Source organism: Comamonas sp. GB3 AK4-5 (assembly GCF_041320665.1).
Taxonomy (GTDB): domain Bacteria; phylum Pseudomonadota; class Gammaproteobacteria; order Burkholderiales; family Burkholderiaceae_C; genus Comamonas.
This window is the reverse complement of the sequence record NZ_CP166730.1, coordinates 2473309-2496896: the sequence shown is the minus strand read 5'-3', so window position 1 is coordinate 2496896 and position 23588 is coordinate 2473309. Positions and strand designations below refer to the sequence as shown.

General features: G+C 62.3%; 14 protein-coding genes. 6 read left to right on the top strand and 8 right to left on the bottom strand.

The features are described from left to right. Window positions 1-95: 95 nt before the first annotated feature. On the bottom strand, window positions 96-3632 hold the full coding sequence (gene dnaE, locus ACA027_RS11285; protein WP_370682464.1) for a DNA polymerase III subunit alpha: 3537 nt from the start codon (window positions 3630-3632) through the stop codon (window positions 96-98). Between the two features lie 181 nt (window positions 3633-3813). Between dnaE and ACA027_RS11280 the strand changes: the two genes are divergently transcribed. Next, window positions 3814-4605 (top strand): outer membrane protein assembly factor BamD, encoded by a 792-nt coding sequence (locus ACA027_RS11280; protein WP_370682564.1) that lies wholly within the window; start codon window positions 3814-3816, stop codon window positions 4603-4605. Window positions 4606-4717: 112 nt separating this feature from the next. On the opposite strand, the gene ACA027_RS11275 is transcribed toward ACA027_RS11280, so the two are convergent. From ACA027_RS11275 to ACA027_RS11245, 7 genes are all read right to left on the bottom strand, one after another. Continuing rightward, a complete protein-coding gene (locus tag ACA027_RS11275) occupies window positions 4718-5350 on the bottom strand; it encodes an HAD-IA family hydrolase (protein ID WP_370682463.1) in 633 nt (210 codons plus the stop codon). A 290-nt stretch (window positions 5351-5640) separates the two neighbouring features. Continuing rightward, window positions 5641-7935: an ATP-dependent DNA helicase gene (locus ACA027_RS11270; RefSeq protein WP_370682462.1), complete on the bottom strand. Its 2295-nt coding sequence runs from the start codon at window positions 7933-7935 to the stop codon at window positions 5641-5643. 116 nt (window positions 7936-8051) lie between these two features. Next, window positions 8052-8768, bottom strand: coding sequence for a hypothetical protein (locus ACA027_RS11265; RefSeq protein WP_370682461.1), 717 nt, complete (start codon window positions 8766-8768; stop codon window positions 8052-8054). Between the two features lie 6 nt (window positions 8769-8774). Further along, window positions 8775-9872, bottom strand: a complete 1098-nt coding sequence (gene zapE, locus ACA027_RS11260; RefSeq protein WP_370682460.1) for a cell division protein ZapE — start codon at window positions 9870-9872, stop codon at window positions 8775-8777. Between the two features lie 450 nt (window positions 9873-10322). Continuing rightward, window positions 10323-11750, bottom strand: coding sequence for a dihydrolipoyl dehydrogenase (gene lpdA, locus ACA027_RS11255; protein WP_370682459.1), 1428 nt, complete (start codon window positions 11748-11750; stop codon window positions 10323-10325). Between the two features lie 238 nt (window positions 11751-11988). Beyond that, window positions 11989-13221, bottom strand: coding sequence for a 2-oxoglutarate dehydrogenase complex dihydrolipoyllysine-residue succinyltransferase (gene odhB, locus ACA027_RS11250; protein ID WP_370682458.1), 1233 nt, complete (start codon window positions 13219-13221; stop codon window positions 11989-11991). A gap of 59 nt (window positions 13222-13280) precedes the next feature. Beyond that, entirely contained in the window at window positions 13281-16160 is a 2880-nt protein-coding gene (locus ACA027_RS11245) for a 2-oxoglutarate dehydrogenase E1 component (RefSeq protein ID WP_370682457.1), read from the bottom strand. Between the two features lie 231 nt (window positions 16161-16391). Between ACA027_RS11245 and ACA027_RS11240 the strand changes: the two genes are divergently transcribed. The 5 genes from ACA027_RS11240 (at window position 16392) to fdhE (ending at window position 23459) form a co-directional block, all read left to right on the top strand. Next, window positions 16392-17459, top strand: a complete 1068-nt coding sequence (locus tag ACA027_RS11240; protein WP_370682456.1) for an AI-2E family transporter — start codon at window positions 16392-16394, stop codon at window positions 17457-17459. A gap of 305 nt (window positions 17460-17764) precedes the next feature. Further along, complete coding sequence (gene fdnG, locus ACA027_RS11235) at window positions 17765-20824, top strand: formate dehydrogenase-N subunit alpha (RefSeq protein ID WP_370682455.1); 3060 nt, start codon at window positions 17765-17767, stop codon at window positions 20822-20824. A gap of 13 nt (window positions 20825-20837) precedes the next feature. Beyond that, window positions 20838-21767 (top strand): formate dehydrogenase subunit beta, encoded by a 930-nt coding sequence (gene fdxH / locus ACA027_RS11230; RefSeq protein WP_370682454.1) that lies wholly within the window; start codon window positions 20838-20840, stop codon window positions 21765-21767. Next, window positions 21764-22390 carry a formate dehydrogenase subunit gamma gene (locus ACA027_RS11225; protein ID WP_370682453.1) on the top strand — a complete coding sequence of 209 codons (627 nt, stop codon included), beginning with the start codon at window positions 21764-21766 and terminating at the stop codon, window positions 22388-22390. Before fdxH ends, ACA027_RS11225 begins: the two co-directional genes overlap by 4 nt. 94 nt (window positions 22391-22484) lie before the next feature. Beyond that, window positions 22485-23459, top strand: coding sequence for a formate dehydrogenase accessory protein FdhE (fdhE, locus tag ACA027_RS11220; RefSeq protein WP_370682452.1), 975 nt, complete (start codon window positions 22485-22487; stop codon window positions 23457-23459). Window positions 23460-23588: the final 129 nt, after the last annotated feature.

Sequence of the window (23588 nt, the reverse complement as noted above, 5' to 3'; positions counted from 1 at the left end):
AGTGGATGGTTTTCGGCTGCTGCTTGGCCGCGACACAGCCTGAAAAGATGTGACAAGGCTTTGCAACAGCGTATCAAAGAGTGGGTGCGAGGGGCTTATTCATAGACCACCTGGCTGCGACCGCTACCGGCCTCCGCGCACCAGGCTGCCAGGGCTGCATCGCTGGGGAAGAAGCGGCTGCTGTCCCCCAGTTGCAGCTCCACCAAGGCCGCACCCAGCGCGCTCTCGCAGCGCACGCCCAGGCGCACCTTGAGGCCGTGCAGCACATCGCCATGCTCGCTGGCTTCACGCTTGGCGGGAAACTCCCGCAGCATGCGCGGCACATCCGGCATTTTGTCGGTGGTGCTGACCTGCAGATAGCGGCCAAAGCGGCAGCGTGCATCGGCCAGCCCCCACAGATGCTGCACCTTGGCGCGCAGGCCACCGCTGAACCTGTCCACCTGCAGCTTGGCGCTGAAGACCACGAACTCGTCGTCCTTGAGCGTGTCCCGATGGGCATTGAGCAAGGCCTCATCGACCGAGGCTTCGATCACCGTGGACTTGTCGTCGATCTTGAACAGGCACAGCTTGCCGCGCTGGCCGTTGATGACGCGCAAATCGCTGACGATGCCGGCCAGTACCTGGGGCTCGCGGCTGTCGCGCAGCTCGGAAAGCGGCGTGCGCACAAAGCGGCGCACCTCGGCCTCCACCTCATCGAACAAATGGCCGGACAGATAAAAGCCCACGGCCGTTTTTTCCAGCGTCAATCGCTCCTTGATGCCCCAGGGCAGCACCTCGGCCAGTGGCGGCTCCTGCGTGCTGGAGCCCACGGCGTCCTCGCCCATCATGTCGAACAGGCCGCCCTGGTTGGCATTGGCCAGAGTGGCATTGGCGAACTCAAACGCGGTATCGACCGAAGCCGCCAACGCAGCCCGGTTCATGTGGATGGCATCGAAGGCGCCGGCCTTGATCAACGCCTCCAGCGTGCGCTTGTTCAGGCGGGAGCGGTCCACGCGCACGCAGAAGTCGAACAGGCTGGTGAACGGCCCTTTGAGATGACCGTTGGGACCCACGCCCTGCCCTTCGCGGGCGGCAATGATGGCCTCGATGGCCTGCTGGCCCGTGCCCTTGATGGCACCCAGGCCGTAGCGCACCACCTTGTCCGTCACCGGCTCAAAGCGGTAGACGCCGCGGTTCACATCGGGCGGCTCAAAGGTCAGGCCCATCTTCAGCGCGTCTTCATAGAGCACCTTGAGCTTGTCGGTGTCGTCCATTTCCACGGTCATATTGCCGCAGAAGAACTCCGCCGTGTAATGCACCTTGAGCCAGCCCGTGTGGTAGGCCAGCAGCGAGTAGGCGGCCGCGTGCGACTTGTTGAAGCCGTAGCCCGCGAACTTTTCCATCAAGTCGAAGACTTCGTCGGCCTTGTCCTGGTTGATGCCCTTCTTGGCCGCACCCTCTCGGAAGAGGTTGCGGTGCATGGCCATCTCTTCGACCTTCTTCTTGCCCATGGCACGGCGCAGCAAGTCGGCGCCGCCGAGCGAGTAGCCCCCCAGCACCTGGGCCGTCTGCATCACCTGCTCCTGGTAGACCATGATGCCGTAGGTTTCGGCCAGCACCTGCTCCACCAGTGGGTGGGGATATTCGATGTCCTCACGCCCGTGCTTGCGCGCCACAAAGGACGGAATCAGGTCCATGGGGCCCGGACGGTACAAGGCGTTCAAGGCGATCAGGTCTTCCAGGCGCGAGGGCTTGGCGTCCCGCAACATGCCCTGCATGCCGCGCGATTCAAACTGGAAGACGGCTTCGGTCTTGCCTTCCTGAAAGAGCTTGTAGGTGGGGTAATCGTCGAGGGGGATTTCTTCAAATTTGAAGTTCTCCTGGCCCTTGTGGCGCTGCATGATGAATTCGCGCGCGATTTCCAGGATGGTCAAGGTGGCCAGACCCAAGAAGTCGAACTTCACCAGGCCGATCTGCTCCACGTCGTCCTTGTCGTACATGGCCACGGCCGAATCGCTGCCCGGCTGCTGGTAGAGCGGGCAGAAGTCCGTCAGCTTGCCCGGCGCAATCACCACGCCGCCGGCGTGCATGCCGATGTTGCGGCACATGCCCTCGAGCTTTTGCGCCATCTCGATCAGCATCTTCACGTCTTCTTCTTTGTCCAGCCGCTCCGCCAGCGCCTGCTCGTCCACCGCATAGGTGTACTTGTCGTTCTCCTTGCGTGGGTTGGGCGGGTAGCGCAGCGTGACATGCAGGCCGGGCTTGTTGGGCACCAGCTTGGAGATGCCGTCACAGAAGTTGTAGCTCAGATCCAGCACCCGGCCAACGTCGCGGATGGCCGCGCGCGCGGCCATGGTGCCGAAGGTGGCAATCTGGCTGACGGCATTGCGACCGTAACGATCCTTCACGTAATCGATCACCCGGTCACGATTCGCCTGGCAAAAGTCCACGTCAAAGTCAGGCATGGACACGCGCTCTGGATTCAGAAAGCGCTCGAACAGCAGGTTGTAGTGGATGGGGTCCAGGTCGGTGATCTTCAGCACATAGGCCACCAGCGAGCCGGCACCCGAGCCCCGGCCCGGCCCCACCGGGCAGCCATTGTTCTTGGCCCAGTTGATGAAGTCCGCCACGATCAGGAAGTAGCCGGGGAAATCCATCTTCAAGATGATGCCCAGCTCAAACTCCAGCCGCTCCTGGTACTGGGGGCGCACTGCATCGCGCTTGGCCTCGTTGGGGAAGAGCAGCAGCAAGCGATCTTCCAGCCCCTCATAGGAGGACTTGCGGAAATACTCCGCCGCCGGAGAGCCATCGGGCGTGGGGAATTCCGGCAGAAAGTTCTTGCCCAGCAGCAGCGTCACGCTGCAGCGACGGGCGATTTCCACGGTGTTTTCCAGCGCCGTGGGCACATCGGCAAACAGGGCCTGCATCTCGGCGCTGCTCTTGAGGTATTGCTCGCGTGTGAAGCGCCGGATGCGCTTGGTATTGCCCAGCACCTCGCCTTCGGCAATGCAGACGCGGGCTTCATGGGACTCGAAATCATCCGGCTTGAAGAACTGCACCGGGTGGGTGGCCACCACCGGCAAATTTAAACGTCCGGCCAGCTGCACGGTCTGCGCCACCAGACTTTCGTCTTCGGGGCGGCCCGCACGCTGCAGCTCCAGGTAAAAGCGGTGGGGGAACATGGCCGCCATGCGCAAGGCCTCGCGCGCCGCGCCTTCGCTGTCGCCGCGCTGCAAGGCCTGGCCCACCGGGCCGGCGTTGGCACCGGACAGCAGAATCAAGCCATCGCCCAGCTCCTGCAGCCATTCCCATTTGCTCTGAGCCTGTGCCTGGCCCCGGGGCACATTGCCCGTCCACCCACGCGCCAGAATCTCCGAGAGGTTGTGGTAGCCCTGCTTGCTTTGCACCAGCACCAGCACGCGCGGGCCGGGGGCTCCGCCCTCGCCCTCCATGATCAGCTCGGCGCCCAGCACGGGCTTGACGCCCTTGCCCCGGCCCGATTTGTAGAACTTCAGCCCCCCGAACATGTTGTTGAGGTCGGTGATGGCCATCGCCGGCTGCCCATCAGCGGCCGCAGCCTTCAGGACATCGTCGATACGGCAGGTCCCGTCAACGACGGAAAACTCGGAGTGCAGGCGCAGGTGAACAAACATGGCCGCCATTGTAGAAAGGCGCGGAGCCCTTCACGCCCATGCCGACCTCATAACCTGCTGGCTGGAGTCCTTTGGGCTGCCGCTACAATGCCCCTCACGCTGTGGCTGCACCCGAGCTGCCTCGATGGTGTTTTTGCCACCCAACCCCCTACCCATTTCTTCTGTCCGAATGCTGTCCTCACTGCCCCGACATTGCCTGCCTCTGACTGCTGCCGTGCTGGCGGCCAGCCTGCTGGCTGGATGCAACACGACCAAGGACGATCCCACGGCCAAGTGGACGCCTGACCGCATCTACACGGAAGCCAAGGACGAACTCAACGGTGGCGGCTATGACAAGGCCGTGCCCCTGTTCGAAAAGCTGGAAGGCCGTGCCGCCGGCACGCCGCTGGCACAGCAGGCGCAGATCGACAAGGCCTATGCCCAGTACAAGGCGGGCGACAAGGCCCAGGCCATTGCCACGCTGGACCGCTTCATGAAGCTGCACCCCGCCAGCCCGGCCATGGATTACGCCCTCTACCTCAAAGGCCTGGTCAACTTCAATGAAAACCTGGGCCTGTTCTCCTGGCTGTCACGCCAGGATCTGTCCGAGCGTGACCAGAAAGCGGCCAAGGACTCGTTCGAATCCTTCAACGAACTGAGCAAGCGCTTCCCTGAATCGCGCTACGCCGCCGACTCACTCCAGCGCATGACTTACATCGTCAACTCGCTGGCCCAGTACGAGGTGCATGTGGCGCGCTACTACTATTCGCGTGGCGCCTATGTGGCCGCCATCGGCCGCGCCCAGACCGCCATTGCCGAATACGAAGGCGTGCCCGCCATCAAGGACGCGCTGGACATTCTGGCCAAGTCCTACGACAAGCTCGGTATGACCCAGCTGCGCGATGACGCCCAGCGCGTGCTGGAAGCCAACTACGCCGACGAGAGCACTGCCGCCCAGCGCCGCACCAGCAGCCCCTGGTGGAAGTTCTGGTAATTCAGCACCGGCGCCCCAGCTTGTGAATCCCCCCGCCTCTGCCAAGGCGCGGGGGTGCGGCCCCAGAGCTGATGTGCAAAAAGCGCCGCTCAAAAAATATTTTTACATTTGATCAATCTGTAATAAAAACTTCATTTTTATTACTACCCAGCATGAGCTGGCCCCAATATTGCGCTCGGTAAACTCCAGCCCTGTTTATTGGGCAGGAGCCAATCTGTATGACCTGGCATCCTGCATCCAGCGCACTTTGAATGCCTGCAGGGGCATCTTCAAACACCAGGCAATCCGAAGGCGCCATGCCGAGCCGATAGGCTGCGGTGGTATAAGGCTCGGGGTCGGGCTTTCCCTTTTGCACATCACCGGATCCGATGAGGAGTCTGGGTTCAGGCAGCCCGCTCCGCTTCATGCGCTGCAAAGCGACTGGGCGACAGGCCGATGTCACCACCGCCCACGGCGCATCTCCCAAGCCCTGCAAGAATTCACAGGCACCGGGAAGGGCTTGGGAAACCGCGGATGCCAACTCCATTTCCTCAAGCCTGCGGCACTCCTCAAGCACATCGAGCTGCGGCGCAACTTGCGCGATCACGTCTTGAGACCGAACTCCGTGGCAGATTTCAAGCACCGAGGGAAGAGGAATGCCATGTTGACGGCACCACTGCCCCCATATTTTCTCCACCTCGGAGGTGGACTCCACCAAGGTGCCATCCATATCAAAAAGCAAGGCTTTGAATTTGATGGAATGCATATTCTATTAATCCGTGGTTGATAAAAGAATGGCTTCAATTAATATAAAACTCAAGGATATACAAAAATGGTTATTTTCATTCTCTCAAAAAATATTCCAACACAGATAAAAATTACATAAGGTTTCGTATTATTTTTGAATAAATTATCAAATGCGATTTATATAATTCAGGATATTTGCAATGCCTTCGATTACTTTCGGCATTGAAAACTCAAAACGCCACTCCATAGAGTGGTTCATTGAAATTCATTTTCCATAGCAGGCCTGCGTACCGGCGAGGGCAGAGGCTTTCAGGGCTTTTCATCCGGCGCATCGGCGCAGGTCTCTGCACCACGGATTTCTTGCGTCGGCGGCGATGGACGCAGCAATGCCTGCAGCGCGGCCTGCCAGTCGGCCTCCTGGTCCAGCCAGCGCATGGCCGGCAGGGTTTTCAGCAGACTGCGGCCATAGCCCATGGTGCGCAAGCGCGCGTCGGCCACGACGACGATGCCGCGGTCTGTCTCGGTGCGGATCAGCCGCCCCACCCCCTGCTTGAGGGCCAGCGCCGCCTCGGGCAGCACATAGTCGGCAAACGGGTTGCGCCCCAGGCGCTCCAGCTGGCGTGAACGGGCCTCCACCAGGGGATCGTCCGGCGGGGGAAAGGGCAGCTTGTCGATCACCACCAGCTGCAACGCATCCCCCGGAATGTCCACGCCCTCCCAGAAGGTGTTGGAGGCCACAAGTACACAGCCACGCCCACCCACGGTACCGGCCCGGAAGCGCTGCATCAGCGCATGCTTGGAGCCCTGGCCTTGCACCAGCACATCCACGGGCTCCAGCAGCCCGAAACGTGCGCGCAGCAGCTGGCCTATAGGCTCCAGCGCCCGCAGCGTGGTGGTCAGCACCAGGGTGCGCCCGCCCAGCACGGCAGCGCCCTCACCGGCCAGTTGGGCCACGGCCGCGCTGTGGCCGGGCTCGCTGGGCAGGGGAAAGCGCTGGGGCACATACAGCGCGGCCTGGCGGGCATAGTCAAAAGGACTGTCCACCCGGAGCACCTGGGCACCTTGCAGGCCACAGGGCTCGGTAAACCAGCGCAGATCCGCGCCCAGACCCAACGTGGCAGAGGTGAAAATCCAGGCCGCATGGGGTGTATGGGCCGCTTGTGCGATGGCAGAGATGGGCGCTGCAGCTTGGGATGGCGCGGCCGGAGAAAGCGGCGGTGATGGCTCTGCGTCCGCAGCATCCCCTACCCCCACGCCATCCCGCGCGCTATCGGCAAGCAGCTCCGCCTTCTCCTCGGCCCCCGCCACGCCATCACCTTCCGGAAGCGGCGCTGCCCAGGCACCACCCGGCTCCAGGTCAGCATCGCTGAATGCCTTCACCTGCAAGGCCGGGTGGCCTGCCATCAGCTGCTCGCGCACCAGGCGGGCAATCTGCAGCGGCGACTCGGTCAGGCGCACATGCTGGCGACCCAACTCCAGCCAGCGCACGGCGTCATCCGGCACGGCACGCACAAAATGCGCCAACCGCTGCAGCAAGGCTTCTCCGCGCGTTCGCAGCTGGCCCAGGGCCGGTGCCATCTCCAGCACCCCGGCCAGGGCCTGGACCACGGCGCGCAAGGCCTGACCCACATGCACCACCGCAGCGCGCCAGGTGGCAGCGTCCAATGTCTCTGGCGCCAGGCCCTGCCAGCGCAGGCGCGGCTGGGCGCTGTGGGAGGGGCCGGCCAGCAAACGCCAGTCGCGCACGGCCTGCTGCAGGCGGGCGGCCAGCACCAGCCAGTCGGCCATGCCCCGGGCATGCTGGCTGGCGTCAGCCATGACATCGCGGGCATAGGCCAGCAGCTGGTTGCTGCTGAGCACCAGGCCGGCAAACTGGATACCGGTTTCGTTGAGCTGGTGGGCCTCGTCAATCACCACCACGCCCGCCTGGGGCAACAACTGGGCCATGCCGGATTCGCGCACTTCCAGGTCGGCAAAAAACAGGTGGTGGTTGACCACGGCCACATCGGCATCCAGGGCCTGCTGGCGGGCGCGGTTCACATGGCAGGCCTGCCAGTGGGCACATTCACGGCCCACGCAGTTGTCGCGGGTGGAGGTGACCAGAGGCATGACCTGGGAGTCCTCGGCCACATCGGGCAACTCGGCCATGTCTCCCGTGCGGGTGCTGCGGGCCCAGTCTTCCACCCGGGCTACGGCACGCAGCACCTGGGCGTCCAGCGGCTGCTGTCCCAGGCGCACCTGCAGCAGACGCTGCTGACACAGATAGCTGCTGCGCCCCTTGAGGCGCGCCATGCGCAGCGGCAGGCCCAGGCTGTGCACCAGACGCGGCAGGTCGCGGTTGAACAGCTGGTCCTGCAAGGCCTTGGTGGCGGTGGAGACCACCACGCGCTGGCCGCTGAGCAAGGCTGGCACCAAGTAAGAATAGGTTTTGCCCACGCCGGTGCCCGCCTCCACCACCAGCACGCAGCGCTCGTTGATGGTGCGGGCCACGGCCTCTGCCATGGCGGTCTGCCCGGCGCGCGGGTGGTAATTGGGTTCAGCCTGCGACAAGGCGCCGCCGGCGGCAAACACGGCGCGCACGCCCTCCAGCAAGGCGGGGTTCATACCCGGCCCTGCTCTACAGCATCAAAACTGCTTTTTACGCAGAGCAGATCAGCAGATTCAGCTCTTTTTTTCAGAGCGCCAACACCCTGCTCTGCGGCGGACATGGTGGGCGGCCTTCAGGGCTGCTGCTCGGGCATGGGCAGCGGTGCGCCCTTGCGTTCGGAGACGGCCTTGTCCCGGCGCTCATGGCGTTTGGCGCTATCTGCGGCACGCTCGGCGGCCTTCTCCTGTGCAACGGCACGGCGCTCGGCCTCGGACTGGACGCGCTCGGCCGCCTGGCGCTGCTTGCCTTCAACATGGCTTTGCTGCTGCTGGGCACGTTGCTGTGCCTGGGCTTCGCTGGCGGCCTTGTCCTGCAGCACATCGTCCTGGGTGCGCTTGGCCGGCTGCTGCGGTGTGCTCAGCGGCTGGCGCGACGCACCCTGCATGGGCTGGGGCTTGCGCGGCTCGTTCTGCTTTTGCTCGATGCTGTGCAGGCGCTCCGAGGACTTTTCACGCCGCTCGGCATCGTTGAGTTCCAGCTCGCGCTGGTGCAGTGCGCTTTCCTCGGTACGGGCCTGCTCGCGAACCTTGGCCAGGCAGTTTTCCACGGCAAAGCGGCGATAGCAGGCCGTCTCTTCTTTGTGCTGTTGGGCGGCCTGTACCTGGCGCCGTGCCGAGATGCTGCGGCGCTCGGCGTCGCGCTGGGCCTGGCGGGCCTCCAGCGCGGCAGCGCGCGCCTGCGGCTCTTCGGGCAACGGGGCGGCCGCAGGCTGCGCCAGGGCGCTGGCTGCCGCCAATGCCAGGCAGGCGGGCAGCAAATGGGAGAGAGCAAAGAAAGCGCGTTGTGGCATAGGGGTTCAGGTCAGCGAGGTGTCCACCTCTCGCCGTTCCAGCGAGAGGAATTCCTGCGACTGCATTTCATTCAGCCGCGAGACGGTGCGCGGAAACTCATGGGCCAGCGGCCCTTCGGTGTAGAGCTGCTCGGGTGGTACCGCTGCCGACATGATGAGTTTGACACGGCGGTCGTACAACACGTCCACCAGCCAGGTGAAGCGCCGCGCGGGCGAGGCCATGTTCACCGGCATAAAAGGCACATTCGAAAGCAGCACCGTGTGGAACTGGGTGGCGATTTCCAGGTAGTCGTTCTGCGAGCGCGGGCCGCCGCAGAGCTCGCGGAAGTCAAACCACACCACGCCGCCCGCACGGCGCAGGGCGCGGATTTCACGCGCCTCGATGTGCAGCACGGGGTTTTCGTCCTTGGCCTCGGCCAGGCGCTCGAAAGCCTCGGTCATGGCGGCATCGGCCGCCTGGCCCAGCGGGCAGTGGTAGAGCTGCACCATCTCCAGCGTGCGGCGACGGTAGTCGGTGCCGTTGTCGACGTTGACCACATCCATGCGCTCGTTGAGCAGGTCAATCGCCGGCTGTATGCGGTCACGATGCAGGCCACCGGGATAAAGGTCGTCGGGCTTGAAGTTCGAGGTGGTGACAAAGCCCACACCGTTGTCGAACAAGGCCACCAGCAGGCGGTGCAAGATCATGGCGTCGGTAATGTCCGCCACGTGAAATTCGTCAAAGCAGATCAGCTTGTAGCGCTTGGCTATTTTTGCGCCCAGGGCATCCAGCGGGTTTTGTGTGCCCTGCAGCACATGCAGCTCGCGGTGCACCTCGCGCATGAATTCGTGGAAATGCAGGCGCACCTTGCGCTTGATGGGTACGGCATTGAAAAAGCAGTCCATCAAAAAACTTTTGCCACGCCCTACCCCGCCGTACATATAAACGCCACGCGGAATCTCTGGGTTGTGGAAGATTTTCTTGATCGCGTTCGAGCGCCGCGATTTGTAGGCGGCCCAGTCGTCTGCGCAGCGCTGCAGCGCGTCCACAGCGCGCAGCTGTGCGGGATCGGCGGTAAAGCCTTTGGCGGCCAGCTCGGCCTCGTACGCTTGTCTCACATTCACCATCTATCTCCAACACGGGGTCCAGGGCTCAAGCATGCTGCTGCGTTCGGGCATGTCGCGGGAGAGGAAAGCGAAGATGACCGGACGCAAAGCGCCATGGATGCACGGCGTCAAAGCGGGGAGTGCAGGAAATTTCCACCAAGGCTGTAGCTCGCATGTCGAGCCTGCGACAAGCGCTCATTCTAGCCGCCCGGGACAAAGGCTTCGCACTGCGCCGCCTTGCCTGCTTTAGCGTGGACAGGCCGCCAGGACTGCCCGCTGCGGCACACCCTCTTCTACGCCAGATACCTGCCCCGTCCCTTCCCTTCTCCGCACTGCCAGGCAATGCCGCCTGCCCCGGCATGAGGGCAGCCAACCGGCCGCTCCCATGCCCCATATAAAAACAATAGCGGCCTGCACCCTCTTACCGGGCGCAGGCCGCTTTTTTTGATCAAACCGTTAGCGGGCTGATCAGAAGTTCAGCGTGCGCTTGTCCACGGCCAGTGCGGCTTCCTTGGTGGATTCCGACAGCGAGGGGTGAGCGTGGCAGATGCGGGCGATGTCCTCGGACGAAGCCTTGAACTCCATGGCCACCACGGCTTCGGAGATCAGCTCGGACACCATGGGGCCCACCATGTGCACGCCCAGGATCTCGTCGGTCTCTGCATCGGCCAGGAACTTGACCATGCCGGTGGTGTCGCCCAGCGCACGTGCGCGGCCGTTCGCCAGGAAGGGGAAGGTGCCGGCCTTGTACTTCACGCCATCGGCCTTCAGTTGCTGCTCGGTGCGGCCCACCCATGCCACTTCGGGGCTGGTGTAGATCACGGAAGGCAGGGTGGCAAAGTTCACATGGCCATGCTGGCCGGCAATGCGCTCGGCCACAGCCACGGCCTCTTCTTCGGCCTTGTGCGCCAGCATGGGGCCACGCACCACGTCACCCACGGCCCAGACGCCGGGCAGATTGGTCTTGCAGTTGTCGTCCACCACGATGCAGCCGCGCTCGTCCAGGGCCAGGCCCACGGCTTCGGCGTTCAGGCCGATGGTGTTGGCGGTGCGGCCGATAGAGACGATGAGCTTGTCCACTTCCAGCTGCTGGGCTTCGCCCTTGGCATTGGTGTAGGGCACGGTCACGCCCTTTTTGCCGACCTTGACTTCGCCGACCTTCACGCCCAGCTCGATCTTCAGACCTTGCTTGTCAAACGCCTTCTTGGCTTCCTTGGCGATTTGCTCGTCCACGGCAGGCAGGAAGGTGGACATGCCTTCCAGCACGGTCACTTCCGTGCCCAGGCGACGCCAGACCGAGCCCATTTCCAGGCCGATCACGCCGGAGCCGATCAGGCCCAGCTTCTTGGGCGCCTTGTCCAGGCTCAGCGCGCCGTCGTTGGACAGCACAAACTCTTCATCGAAAGGCAGGCCGGGCAATGCACGGGCGTTGGAGCCGGTGGCCACCACGATCTGCTGACCGATGATGGTTTCTTCTTCCTTGCCAGCCACCTTGATTTCGTAGCCACCCTCCACGGTGCGCACAAAAGAGCCGCGACCGTGGAAGAAGCTGACCTTGTTCTTCTTGAACAGGTAGAGGATGCCGTCGTTGTTCTGCTTCACGATCGCTTCCTTGCGGGCGATCATCTTGGCCGCGTCCATTTCCACCTTGCCGGTGGAGATGCCGTGGTCGGCAAAGTGCAGCTTGGCATGTTCGAAATGCTCGGAGGACTGCAGCAAGGCCTTGGAGGGAATGCAGCCCACGTTGGTGCAGGTGCCACCCGGAGCGGCGCCGCCAGCGGCGTTCTTCCACTCGTCAATACAGGCCACGGTCTTGCCCAGTTGGGCAGCGCGGATGGCGGCGATATAGCCGCCAGGGCCGGCGCCGATCACGATAACGTCAAATTGCTTGCTCATGTCTCAAATCTCTGGTCGGTAGATGCAGGAAAAAACCCACCATCAGGCCATGTCAAGCCAATGGTGGGTTATCTCTATCACATAGAAGTTCAGCTCACTGCACAGCCCTTGCATGGCACCCCGCCAGGGCCGCCGTGCAAGGGCCGCCCCGCAGCACCGGCGGCGTCCCCCTGCCCGTTTTGCTCAGCAAAACGAGAGCGGGGGGAAGGCGCGCAGCGCCACAGGGGGGTGTGCATGATCACAGGTCGAACAGCAGGCGCGAAGGATCTTCCAGCGCGTCCTTCATGGCCACCAGGCCCAGCACGGCTTCGCGGCCGTCGATGATGCGGTGGTCATAGGACATGGCCAGATAGTTCATCGGGCGCACCACAACCTGGCCGTTTTCGACCACGGCACGGTCCTTGGTGGCGTGCACGCCCAGGATGGCCGACTGGGGCGGGTTGATGATGGGGGTTGACATCATCGAGCCGAAGGTGCCGCCGTTGGAGATGGAGAAGGTGCCACCGGTCATGTCTTCGATGCCCAGCTTGCCGTCAGCCGCCTTCTTGCCGAATTCGGCAATCTTCTTTTCGATGTCGGCAAAGCTCATCTGGTCGGCGTTGCGCAGAATGGGCACCACCAGGCCACGGGGCGAACCCACGGCGATACCGATGTCGAAGTAGCCGTGGTAGATGATGTCGTTGCCATCCACCGAAGCGTTCAGCACCGGGTACTTCTTCAGGGCGTGCACAGCGGCCTTGACGAAGAAGGACATAAAGCCCAGCTTCACGCCGTGTTCCTTGGTGAAGGCGTCCTGGAATTTCTTGCGCAGGTCCATCACGGGGGCCATGTTCACTTCATTGAACGTGGTCAGGATGGCGTTGGTCGATTGCGACTGCAGCAGGCGCTCGGCCACGCGGGCACGCAGACGGGTCATGGGCACGCGTTGCTCGGGACGGCCCGACAGGTCTTCCTTGGGAGCGGGTGCGGCCACTTGCGGCAGCGCCGTCTTGGGAGCGCCGGTGGGGATGGTGGCGCCGGCCTTGATGGCGGACAGGGCATCGCCCTTGGTCACGCGGCCGTCCTTGCCGGAACCGGTCACGTTGGCAGCGGAGAGGTTGTTCTCTGCCAGGATCTTGGCAGCAGCGGGCATGGCCACATCGCTCTTGGCGCTGGAAGCGGCCGGAGCGGCGGCTGCAGGCGCAGCAGCGGCGGCGGGCGCGGCAGCCGCAGCCACGGCACCAGCGACACCTTCGGTGTCGATCTTGGCGATCAGTTGCTCGGCGGTCACGGTGGCACCGTCACCCTGGACGATGTCGGTCAGCACGCCAGCGGCGGGGGCCGGCACTTCCAGCACCACCTTGTCGGTTTCGATTTCGATCAGGATTTCGTCCACTGCCACGGCTTCACCGACCTTTTTCTTCCAGGTCAGCATGGTGGCTTCCGCGATGGATTCGGACAGCTGGGGAACTTTGACTTCAACGATAGCCATTTTGAATTCTTTCCAAATGTGTTTTGTGCTCCCCTGCCCGCAGGCAGGGGTGTCGCCTATTACTTGGTCAGGACAAAGCCCTTGAGCTTGCCGAATGCGCCTTCGACCAGCGCCTTTTGTTGCTCCTGGTGCAGGTGCGAGTAGCCCACAGCGGGCGATGCCGAGGCAGCGCGGCCGGAGTAGCCCAGCTTCTGGCCATCGAGCATGTTCTCGTGGATGTTGTGCTGGATGAAGAACCAGGCGCCCTGGTTCTGCGGCTCATCCTGGCACCACACGATGTCAGCGGCGCTGGGGTATTTCTTGAGCTCGGCAGCGAATGCCTTGTGCGGGAAGGGATAGAGCTGCTCGACGCGGATGATGGCCACGTCGTTGGCTTCCTTCTCTGCGCGCTTTTTCACCAGGTCGTAGTAGACCTTGCCCGAGCAGGCGATGATGCGCTTGACCTTGGCAGCGTTCTTGACCACGCCGGCGTCTTGCTCACCGATGACGGTCTGGAAGGCGCCCTTGGTGAACTCGGACAGCGGCGAGGTCGCGTCCTTGTTACGCAGCAGCGACTTGGGCGTCATGATGACCAGCGGCTTGCGCAGCTTGCGCACCATCTGACGACGCAGCACGTGGAAGATCTGGCTGGCCGTGGTGGGCTGCACGATCTGCATATTGGTGTCGGCAGCCAGCTGCATGAAGCGCTCCAGGCGAGCCGAGCTGTGCTCGGGGCCCTGGCCTTCATAGCCATGGGGCAGCATCAGGGTCAGGCCATTCACACGGCCCCACTTGACTTCACCCGAGGCGATGAACTGGTCGATCACGACCTGGGCACCATTGGCGAAGTCGCCGAACTGGGCTTCCCAGATCACCAGGGTGTTGGGGTCGTTGGAGGCGTAGCCGTATTCAAAGCCCAGCACAGCCTCTTCAGACAGGATGGAGTCGATGACAACAAAGGGAGCCTGGTTCTCGGCCACGTTCTGCAGCGGGATGTAGGTGCCTTCGCTCCACTTTTCACGCTTTTGGTCATGGATGACCGAGTGGCGGTGGGTAAAGGTGCCACGGCCGCAGTCTTCGCCAGACAGGCGCACGGGATAGCCCGAAGCCACCAGCGAGGCGAAAGCCATGTGCTCGCCCATGCCCCAGTCCACATTGACTTCACCACGGCCCATGGCGGCGCGGTCGTCGTAGACCTTTTTCACCAGTGCATGGGGGTTCACCGAGGCGGGCAAGGTGGTGATCTTCTCGGCCAGACGCTTCCACTCCGTCAACGGAATGGCGGTGTCACCGGCGTCGGTCCATTTCTGGTCCAGGAAGGGGCTCCAGTCCACGGCGTACTGGCTCTTGAAGTTGGTCAACACCACTTCCTGGGTGTGACGGCCTTCATCCATGGCAGCGCGATAGGCCTTGGCCATGTCGTCGCCCAGGGTGGCGCCCAGACCTTGGGCAGCCAGCTTATCGGCGTACAGCTTGCGCGTGCCGGGGTGGACTGCAATCGTCTTGTACATCAGCGGCTGGGTCAGAGCGGGCGTGTCCTGCTCGTTGTGACCCAGTTTGCGGAAGCACACCACGTCGACCACCACGTCCTGCTGGAACTCCATGCGGTAGTCCAGGGCCAGCTGCATGCACAGGGCCACGGCTTCGGGATCGTCACCGTTGACGTGCAGCACGGGGGATTCGACCATCTTCACGATGTCCGTGCAGTAGGTGGTGGAGCCCTTGTCGCGCGGGTCGGAGGTGGTGAAACCGATCTGGTTGTTGATGATGATGTGCACCGTGCCGCCCGTGGTGTAGCCACGGGTTTGCATCAGCGCCAGGGTTTCCTGGTTCACACCTTGGCCGGCGAAAGCCGCGTCACCGTGCACCAGCACGGGCAGCACTTGCTTGCCATGCGGGTCGGCGCGGCGGTCCATGCGCGAGCGCACCGAACCTTCCACCACGGGGTTGACGATTTCCAGGTGCGAGGGGTTGAAAGCCAGCGACAGGTGAACCGGGCCACCTGCGGTGGACACGTCGGAGCTGAAGCCCTGGTGGTATTTCACGTCACCCGCAGGCAGATCCTCGGGGGCGGTGTGATCGAACTCGGCGAACAAATCCTTGGGCATCTTGCCCAGGGTGTTGACCAGCACGTTCAGGCGGCCGCGGTGGGCCATGCCGATCACGACTTCCTGCACGCCCTTTTGGCCGGCTGCATTGATCAGCTCGTCCATGGCCACGATGAAGGATTCGCCACCTTCCAGGGAGAAGCGCTTCTGGCCCACGTACTTGGTGTGCAGATAGCGCTCCAGGCCTTCAGCGGCCGTCAGGCGATCGAGAATGCGTTTTTTCTTGTTGGCGTCGAAAGCAGGCTTGGAGCGGATGGTTTCCAGCTTTTGCTGCCACCAGCGCTTTTGCACCTGGTCGGTGGCGTACATGTACTCCGCGCCGATGGTGCCGCAGTAGGTCTCGCGCAGCGCGTTCAGCAGATCGCGCAAGGACATGGTTTCCTTGCCGAAGAAGGTGTTGCCGACGTTAAAGACGGTTTCCTGGTCTGCATCGGTGAAGCCGTAGAACGCGGGCTCCAGCTCGGGAATTTCGGGGCGCTCGGTGCGCTTGAGCGGATCCAGGTCAGCCCAGCTCTGGCCCACATTTCGGTAGGCTGCAATTAGCTGCTGCACTGCGGTGCGCTTGCGACCCAGCTCCGAATCGGCTCCGGAAGCCTGCACCACCTTGGTACCACCTTGCTTGGCACGCTCGGCAAAAGCGTTGATCACGGGCAGGTGGGGCACATCCTTGGCGTTGGAGCCGTCGAGGGCCGGCACATGCTGCAGCGCGTCGAAGTATTCACGCCACGAATCCGGCACGCTGCCGGGGTTCGCCAGGTAGTTCTCATACATCTCTTCGACATAAGGGGCATTACCCCCGAAGAGATAGGTGTTGCCTTGATAGGCTTGGTAAACAGATGGCTGATCGCTCATATTCCGCTGACCTCCGCTTTCCTTTAGAAAGCATTAGCTGGTTGGTGAACCTTCCGCGACACGGCTGTACCGGATGGCGGATGCGACTGTGGCTGGGAAGGGCCGATTGTTGCGTCTCACATTGTGCCACCGAATGGTGTAACGGTCCGAAAGGTGGAACAGAGCTTAGCGCCAATACACATCGCGTACATTCACCTACTTGTAGGCCATTGCCGGTATCTTTTCTACCTTATGCGTTCGGACCAAACCCTGAAGCACGCCTTCACCCTCTTGCTGATCGCCGTGACTTGCGGCTTTCTCGGTATCTTGTGGCCCTTTGCGGGTGCCATTTTCTGGGCCGTGGTGCTGGCCATTTTGTTTCAGCCACTCAATCGCCGCCTGCATGCACGCATGCCGCGTGCGCGCAACACTGCCGCGTTGCTGACCTTGCTGACCTGCCTGCTGATCGTCATCTTGCCGCTGATAGCGGTCACGCTGTCCGTCATCCAGGAAGCGGTATCGGTCTACCACCGCCTGAGCACGGGGCAGATGGACTTTGGCACCTATATCCAGCAGATCAAAGACGCCCTGCCCAATTGGGCGCTGGACCTGCTGCACAAGCTCAATCTCAGCACGCTGACGGAAATCCAGCAGCGCCTGAGCACCCTGGCCGGCGAGGCCGCGAAGTCCTTCGCCACACAGGCTGTGAGTCTGGGCCAGAACACCATGAGCTTTGTGGTGAGCTTCGGCATCATGCTGTATTTGCTGTTCTTCCTGCTGCGCGACGGCATGCAGCTCGCCGCACGCGTACTGGAGGCCGTCCCCCTCGACGCCACGCACAAATCCCAATTGCTGAGCAAGTTCACCACCGTCATCAAGGCCACGGTCAAGGGCAATCTGGCCGTTGCCATGGCGCAAGGCGCACTGGGTGGACTGATCTTCTGGATCATGGGCATCGAGGCACCGGCACTCTGGGGCGTGCTGATGGCCTTTTTGTCCCTGCTGCCCGCAATTGGCGCCAGCCTGATCTGGGGGCCCGTGGCCATTTACTTCCTGGCAGCCGGCAATGTGTCTCAGGGCATCATCCTGATCGCCTATGGCCTGCTGGTTATCGGCCTGGTGGACAACCTGCTACGTCCTTTGCTGGTGGGCAAAGACACCAAGATGCCGGATTACGTGGTGCTGATCTCCACCATTGGCGGCATGTCGCTGTTTGGCCTATCCGGCTTTGTCATCGGCCCGGCCATTGCGGCCTTGTTCATGGCCACCTGGGAAATCTTCGCCCCGCCCCACTCCGCCTCCGACACTCCCAGCAGCTGAGCCCTGCTGCCACCCACACAGCCCAACGCCGCGCCCTACAGCGCGGCGTTTTTGTATGCCCCATGCTGGGACTTCCCCTATCACGCCCCGTGCATTTGTGGCACACAGTCGGTCTGGATTGCACAAAAAACAGGCATGCCCACGGCAATCAACGAAGCGTTAGCGCATGCAGGAAGGCGAGATGGCAATGTTTTCATATTGATACATTTCCGAGGAGCTTGCCCTAGTACCTTGGTTCTTGTGTCTTATACGAGTCGCCCGTCCTACAATGCATCTCACAAGCGTCAAGTTTAAAAAGGTAACCCATGGTGCAATTCTCCAGACGCCAGTTCATGAAAGTGACTGGTTCGAGTCTGGCGGCATCCAGCCTGGCAGTGATGGGCTTCTCGCCCACTGCAGCCCTGGCTGAAGTCCGCCAGTTCAAGCTGGCCGCCGCCACCGTCACTCGGCAGACATGTACGTACTGCTCGGTAGGCTGCGGTATTTTGATGTATTCCTACAGCGATGGCGTGCGCAATGCCAAGCTGTCGGTCATGCACGTTGAAGGCGATCCAGACCACCCCGTCAACCGCGGCACGCTGTGCCCCAAGGGTGCATCGCTGCTCGACTTCGTGCACAGCCCCAACCGCCTCAAGTACCCCGAGTACCGCGCCGCCGGCTCATCCGAGTGGAAGCGCATGTCCTGGGACGAAGCCCTGGACCGCGTCGCCAAGCTCCTGAAGGAAGACCGCGACGCCAATTTCGTTGAGAAAAACGAAAAAGGCCAGACGGTGAACCGTTGGCTCACCACCGGCATGCTGGCCGCTTCGGCCTCCAGCAACGAAGCCGGCTATGTCACGCACAAAGTGGCCCGCTCCTGGGGCCTTCTTGCACTCGATAACCAAGCACGTGTCTGACACGGCCCGACGGTGGCAGGTCTTGCCCCGACGTTTGGCCGTGGAGCGATGACGAACCATTGGGTCGACATCAAGAACGCGGACGTTATTTTGATCATGGGCGGTAATGCCGCCGAAGCACACCCCTGCGGCTTCAAGTGGGTGACCGAAGCGAAGGAGCACAACAATGCTCACTTCATGGTGGTCGATCCGCGCTTCAACCGCTCGGCATCCGTGGCCGATTTCTATGCCCCTATCCGTTCGGGCTCGGACATCGCGTTCCTCGGTGGCATCATCAACTACCTGCTCACGAACGACAAAATCCACCACGAGTATGTGAAGAACTACACGGACTTCACCTTCATCGTGCGGGAGGACTTTGCATTCGACGAAGGCATCTTCTCGGGCTACAACCCCGAAAAGCGCACCTACGACAAGTCCACCTGGGACTATGAAATGGGTGAAGACGGCTTCGTGAAGGTCGATCCCACGCTGCAGCATCCTCGCTGCGTGTACCAGTGGCTCAAGCGCCACTACGCTGGCTACACCCCTGAAAAGGTGGAAAGCATCTGCGGCACGCCGAAGGAAAAATTCCTGCATGTGTGCGAGAAGTTTGCCTCCACCGCCGAAGCTGGCCGTGTCGCCACCATCATGTATGCCCTGGGCTGGACACAGCACACCACGGGTGCACAGATGCTGCGCACCGGCGCCATGATCCAGCTGCTGCTGGGCAACATCGGCATTGCTGGCGGCGGCATGAACGCCCTGCGCGGTCACTCCAACATCCAGGGCCTGACGGACCTGGGCATTCTGTCTGCTTCGCTTCCCGGTTACCTGACGCTGCCGAACGAAGCCGAACAGGAGTACGAAAAGTTCATGACCGCGCGCACGCCCAAAATGCTGCGTCCTGGCCAGATGAACTACTGGGCCAACTACTCGAAGTTCCACGTCAGCCTGATGAAGGCCTGGTGGGGTCCTGCGGCCACTGCAGAAAACAACTGGGCCTACGACTACCTGCCCAAGCTGGACAAGCAGTACGACATGCTGCAGATCTTCGACCTGATGGTGCAAGGCAAGGTCAACGGCTATATCGCCCAAGGCTTCAACCCCCTGGCAGCTCTGGCCAACAGCAACAATGTGCGCGAAGGCCTGAAGAAGCTGAAGTTCCTGGTGGTCATGGACCCCCTGACCACCGAGACTTCGGAGTTCTGGAAGAACCACGGCGAATTCAACGACGTGGACACCGCTTCCATCCAGACCGAGGTGTTCCGCCTGCCCACCACCTGCTTCGCAGAAGAAGATGGTGCGGTGGTCAGCTCCTCGCGCGTGCTGCAGTGGCACTGGAAGGCAGCCGACGCTCCGGGCGAGGCCAAGACCGACATTGCCATCATGTCGGCCCTGCACCTGCGCCTGAAGAAGCTGTATGAGAAGGACGGCGGCAAGTTCCCCGATCCCATCACCAATCTGTACTGGCCCTATGCCCAGTCGGCCCATCCGTCCTCGGAAGAAATCGCCAAGGAATACAACGGCCGTGCACTGGTCGATCTGACCGATGCCGAAGGCAAGGTCACCCGCAAGGCGGGTGAGCAGCTGGCTGGCTTTGGCGAGATGCGCGACGACGGCTCCACCCTGGGTGGCTGCTGGGTCTGGGCTGGCTGCTGGACGTCTTCGGGCAACCAGATGGCCCGCCGCGACAACAGCGACCCCACGGGCATTGGCAACACGCTGAACTGGGCCTGGGCCTGGCCGGCCAACCGCCGCGTGCTCTACAACCGTGCCTCTTGCGACCGCAACGGCAAGCCGTTCAATCCGGACCGCGTGCTGATCAAGTGGAATGGCAAGACCTGGGGCGGCGCCGACGTGCCCGACATGGGTCCGACCATGCCACCCGAGACCACCAACCCCTTCATCATGAACCCCGAAGGTGTGGCGCGTCTGTTTGCACGCAAGGGCCTGAACGAGGGTCCGTTCCCCACGCACTACGAAGCGTTTGACAACCCGCTGGGCTACAACCCCATGTACCCCAAGAACAAGCTGGCTGTCATCAACCCTGCCATGCGCATCTTTGACTCCGTCAAGGATTCCGCCGGCACGGCTGCCGAGTACCCGCATGTGGGCACGACCTACCGCCTGACCGAGCACTTCCACTACTGGACCAAGCACGCTCAGCTGAACAACATCATTCAGCCTGATCAGTTCGTGGAAATTGGTGAAGCGCTGGCCAAGGAGCTGGGTATCGAAACCGGCCAGAAGGTCAAGGTTTCGTCCAAGCGCGGTTTCGTGAAGGCAGCTGCGGTGGTGACCAAGCGCATCAAGCCGATGCAGATCGACGGCAAGACGATCCACCACGTGGGCGTTCCCATCCACTGGGGCTTCTCGTCCCAGGGCCGCAAGGGCTATATGGCCAACAACTTGACGGCTTCGGTGGGTGACGGCAACAGCTTGACCCCTGAATCCAAGACCTTCCTCGTGAAGGTTGAGAAGGCTTAAGGAGGAGTAGCTGATGTCTTCAACCATGACCCTCGATATCAAGCGCCGCTCCGCGACGACCACCCCTGCCCCCAGTGCGCGCGAAACGCACAGCGGCGAGGTGGCCAAGCTGATCGATGTCTCCAAATGCATTGGCTGCAAGGCTTGCCAAACCGCCTGCATGGAGTGGAACGACCTGCGCGACGAAATCGGCACGGCGGGAGCCGGCGTCTACGACAACCCACTTGATCTCACCGATCAATCGTGGACCGTGATGCGCTTCACCGAGTACGAGAACGAAGCCACAGGCAATCTGGAATGGCTGATCCGCAAGGACGGCTGCATGCACTGCGAAGACCCGGGTTGCCTGAAGGCCTGCCCTTCCCCCGGGGCCATCGTGCAGTACAGCAACGGCATCGTGGACTTCCAGCAAGACCAGTGCGTGGGCTGCGGCTACTGCGTCACGGGTTGCCCGTTCAACATCCCCCGCATCTCGAAGAAGGACAACAAGGCGTACAAGTGCACCCTGTGTTCTGACCGCGTTGCGGTGGGTCGCGAGCCGGCCTGCGTCAAGACCTGCCCTACCGGCGCCATCATGTTTGGCACCAAGGAAGCCATGAAGGAACAGGCCGCTCACCGCGTGATCGACCTGAACAAGCGTGGCTTTGACAAGGCCGGTCTGTACGACCCGCAAGGCGTGGGTGGTACCCACGTCATGTACGTACTGCACCATGCGGACAAGCCATCCCTCTACAAGGGCCTGCCGGATGATCCCAAGATCAGCCCCATGGTCTCGCTGTGGAAGGGTGTGGCCAAGCCGCTGGCCATGGCCGCTTTGGGCGCCGCTGCCGTCGGCAGCCTGTTCCACTACATCACCAAGGGCCCGAACGACGTGTCCAAGGAGCTGGAAGATGAAATGGAACGCAAGGACGCCGAAGCGCTGAACAAGGAGAACGGACAATGAAACGCAATCCACGCGACCTCGTGCGCTACAACGCATCTGAACGCGCCAACCACTGGGTGGTCGGCATTTGCTTCATCTTGCTGGCCCTGTCCGGTTTGGCGTTCTTCCACCCGGCGTTCTTCCCGCTGACCCAGCTGTTTGGCGGCGGTCCCTGGACGCGCATTCTCCACCCCTATATCGGGGTGGTGATGGCGCTGTTCTTCATCATCATGGCTTGCCGTTTTGCCAAGCTCAACATCGTGGAACCCCGCGACATTGAGTGGCTCAAGAACGTCAACAAAATGATCGATGGCGACGACCACGACATGCCAGAGCAAGGCAAGTACAACGGCGGTCAAAAGCTGTTGTTCTGGGGCCTGGTCATTGGCATGGCGGCCATCACCATCACCGGCGCGCTGATGTGGCGCGCTTGGTGGACGCTGCCCGTGGACGTGGTGCGTGCCGCTTCGGTGGTGCATGCCATTGCTGCCGTGTGGATGATTGGCCTGATCGTCATGCACGTGTATGCGGCTATTTGGACCCGTGGAACCATCCGCGCCATGCTCTATGGCACAGTGGAACGCGCCTGGGCCAAGCAGCACCACCGCGGCTGGTACCGCAAGATGACTGGCGACAACGATTAAAAGGGGTCTTCTCCCTCTCCCTCTCTTTGACGCTTGTTGATTGCCGCCGGCAACCCCATGGGTGGCCGGCGGCCTTCATTTCCGATCTCAAAAAATGCAACAACGAATCCTCCAACCTGGCGAAATCGAAGCACTGGACAAAACGTCCTTCCCTCGCATCCTGCTGCCGCAAGTGACCACGCTGTTTGCCGAGCGTGCTGCACGCCTGCGCCAACTCGCCGATGGCAATCCCATTGCCGACTACCTGCAGTTCGCCGCGAAAATCGTTGATGCCCAGCAGGCCGCAGCCGCCAGCGTGGAACTGGCGGCGCTGGACATCAGCACCGTCGAACGCTCGCAGCAGCATTCCATGCCGCTGCTGCCCGCCGCCGAGCATGTGGACCCGGCCTGGCAAGCCGTGCTGGACCGCATGCTGGAGACGCTCGCCAGCGCCCAAGGCCTGCCCGAGCCGCTGCAACCCCTGATTGCCGAGCTGCGCAAGCTCTCGCCCACCGAGCGCGACGACATCGCCACCACGCTCTTGCGCAATGACGTGGCCGCGCGCCATATCGGCATGGCACCCTTCATCATGGCCGCCCTGCAGGTGACCTATGCCAAGCGCGCTGCCGCCCTGCATGCGGCCGACGTGCCCTACACCGACCCAGCCACCATCTGCCCCGTGTGCGCCAGCGCCCCCGTGGCCAGCGTGCTGCGCATTGGCGGCAAGAGCAACGGCCACCGCTATCTGCACTGCGGCACCTGCTGCACCGAGTGGCATATGGTGCGCGTCAAATGCTCGCACTGCGAATCCACGGCCGGCGTCCACTACGAAACCATCGAAGGCAGCAAGGACGTGGTCACGGCCGAAACCTGCGATGAATGCGGCACCTACCGCAAGGTCGTCAACCAGGAAAAAGACCCGTTCGCCGAGCCCCTGGCCGACGACCTGGCCAGCCTGATGCTGGACCTCTTGATGAGCGAGCAAACCCGCTTTCAGCGCGCCAGCGCCAACCCCCTGCTGTATGTGGCCGTGGCCGAGGCACAAGAAGACGCTCCCGCGCAGCAAGACCTCATCGATCCGGCACAATAAGCCCTGGTCTGCGGCCTGAACCGCCGTGCGCAGAGCCCCGTCCTGCGCCGCATCGCCCGCAGCCTGCGCCGGGCCGCCCCACGGCGGCCCGTTTTCATTTCCGCCCTTTTTCGCTTCGCACCCGAGACC

Bases quoted from the DNA above. Each gene is read 5' to 3' on its own strand.
- dnaE (WP_370682464.1), bottom strand. From the start codon at position 3,632: ATGTTTGTTCACCTGCGCCTGCACTCCGAGTTTTCCGTCGTTGACGGG.
- ACA027_RS11275 (WP_370682463.1), bottom strand. From the start codon at position 5,350: ATGCATTCCATCAAATTCAAAGCCTTGCTTTTTGATATGGATGGCACC.
- ACA027_RS11270 (WP_370682462.1), bottom strand. From the start codon at position 7,935: ATGAACCCCGCCTTGCTGGAGGGCGTGCGCGCCGTGTTTGCCGCCGGC.
- ACA027_RS11265 (WP_370682461.1), bottom strand. From the start codon at position 8,768: ATGCCACAACGCGCTTTCTTTGCTCTCTCCCATTTGCTGCCCGCCTGC.
- lpdA (WP_370682459.1), bottom strand. From the start codon at position 11,750: ATGAGCAAGCAATTTGACGTTATCGTGATCGGCGCCGGCCCTGGCGGC.
- odhB (WP_370682458.1), bottom strand. From the start codon at position 13,221: ATGGCTATCGTTGAAGTCAAAGTTCCCCAGCTGTCCGAATCCATCGCG.
- ACA027_RS11245 (WP_370682457.1), bottom strand. From the start codon at position 16,160: ATGAGCGATCAGCCATCTGTTTACCAAGCCTATCAAGGCAACACCTAT.
- ACA027_RS11240 (WP_370682456.1), top strand. From the start codon at position 16,392: ATGCGTTCGGACCAAACCCTGAAGCACGCCTTCACCCTCTTGCTGATC.
- fdxH (WP_370682454.1), top strand. From the start codon at position 20,838: ATGTCTTCAACCATGACCCTCGATATCAAGCGCCGCTCCGCGACGACC.
- ACA027_RS11225 (WP_370682453.1), top strand. From the start codon at position 21,764: ATGAAACGCAATCCACGCGACCTCGTGCGCTACAACGCATCTGAACGC.
- fdhE (WP_370682452.1), top strand. From the start codon at position 22,485: ATGCAACAACGAATCCTCCAACCTGGCGAAATCGAAGCACTGGACAAA.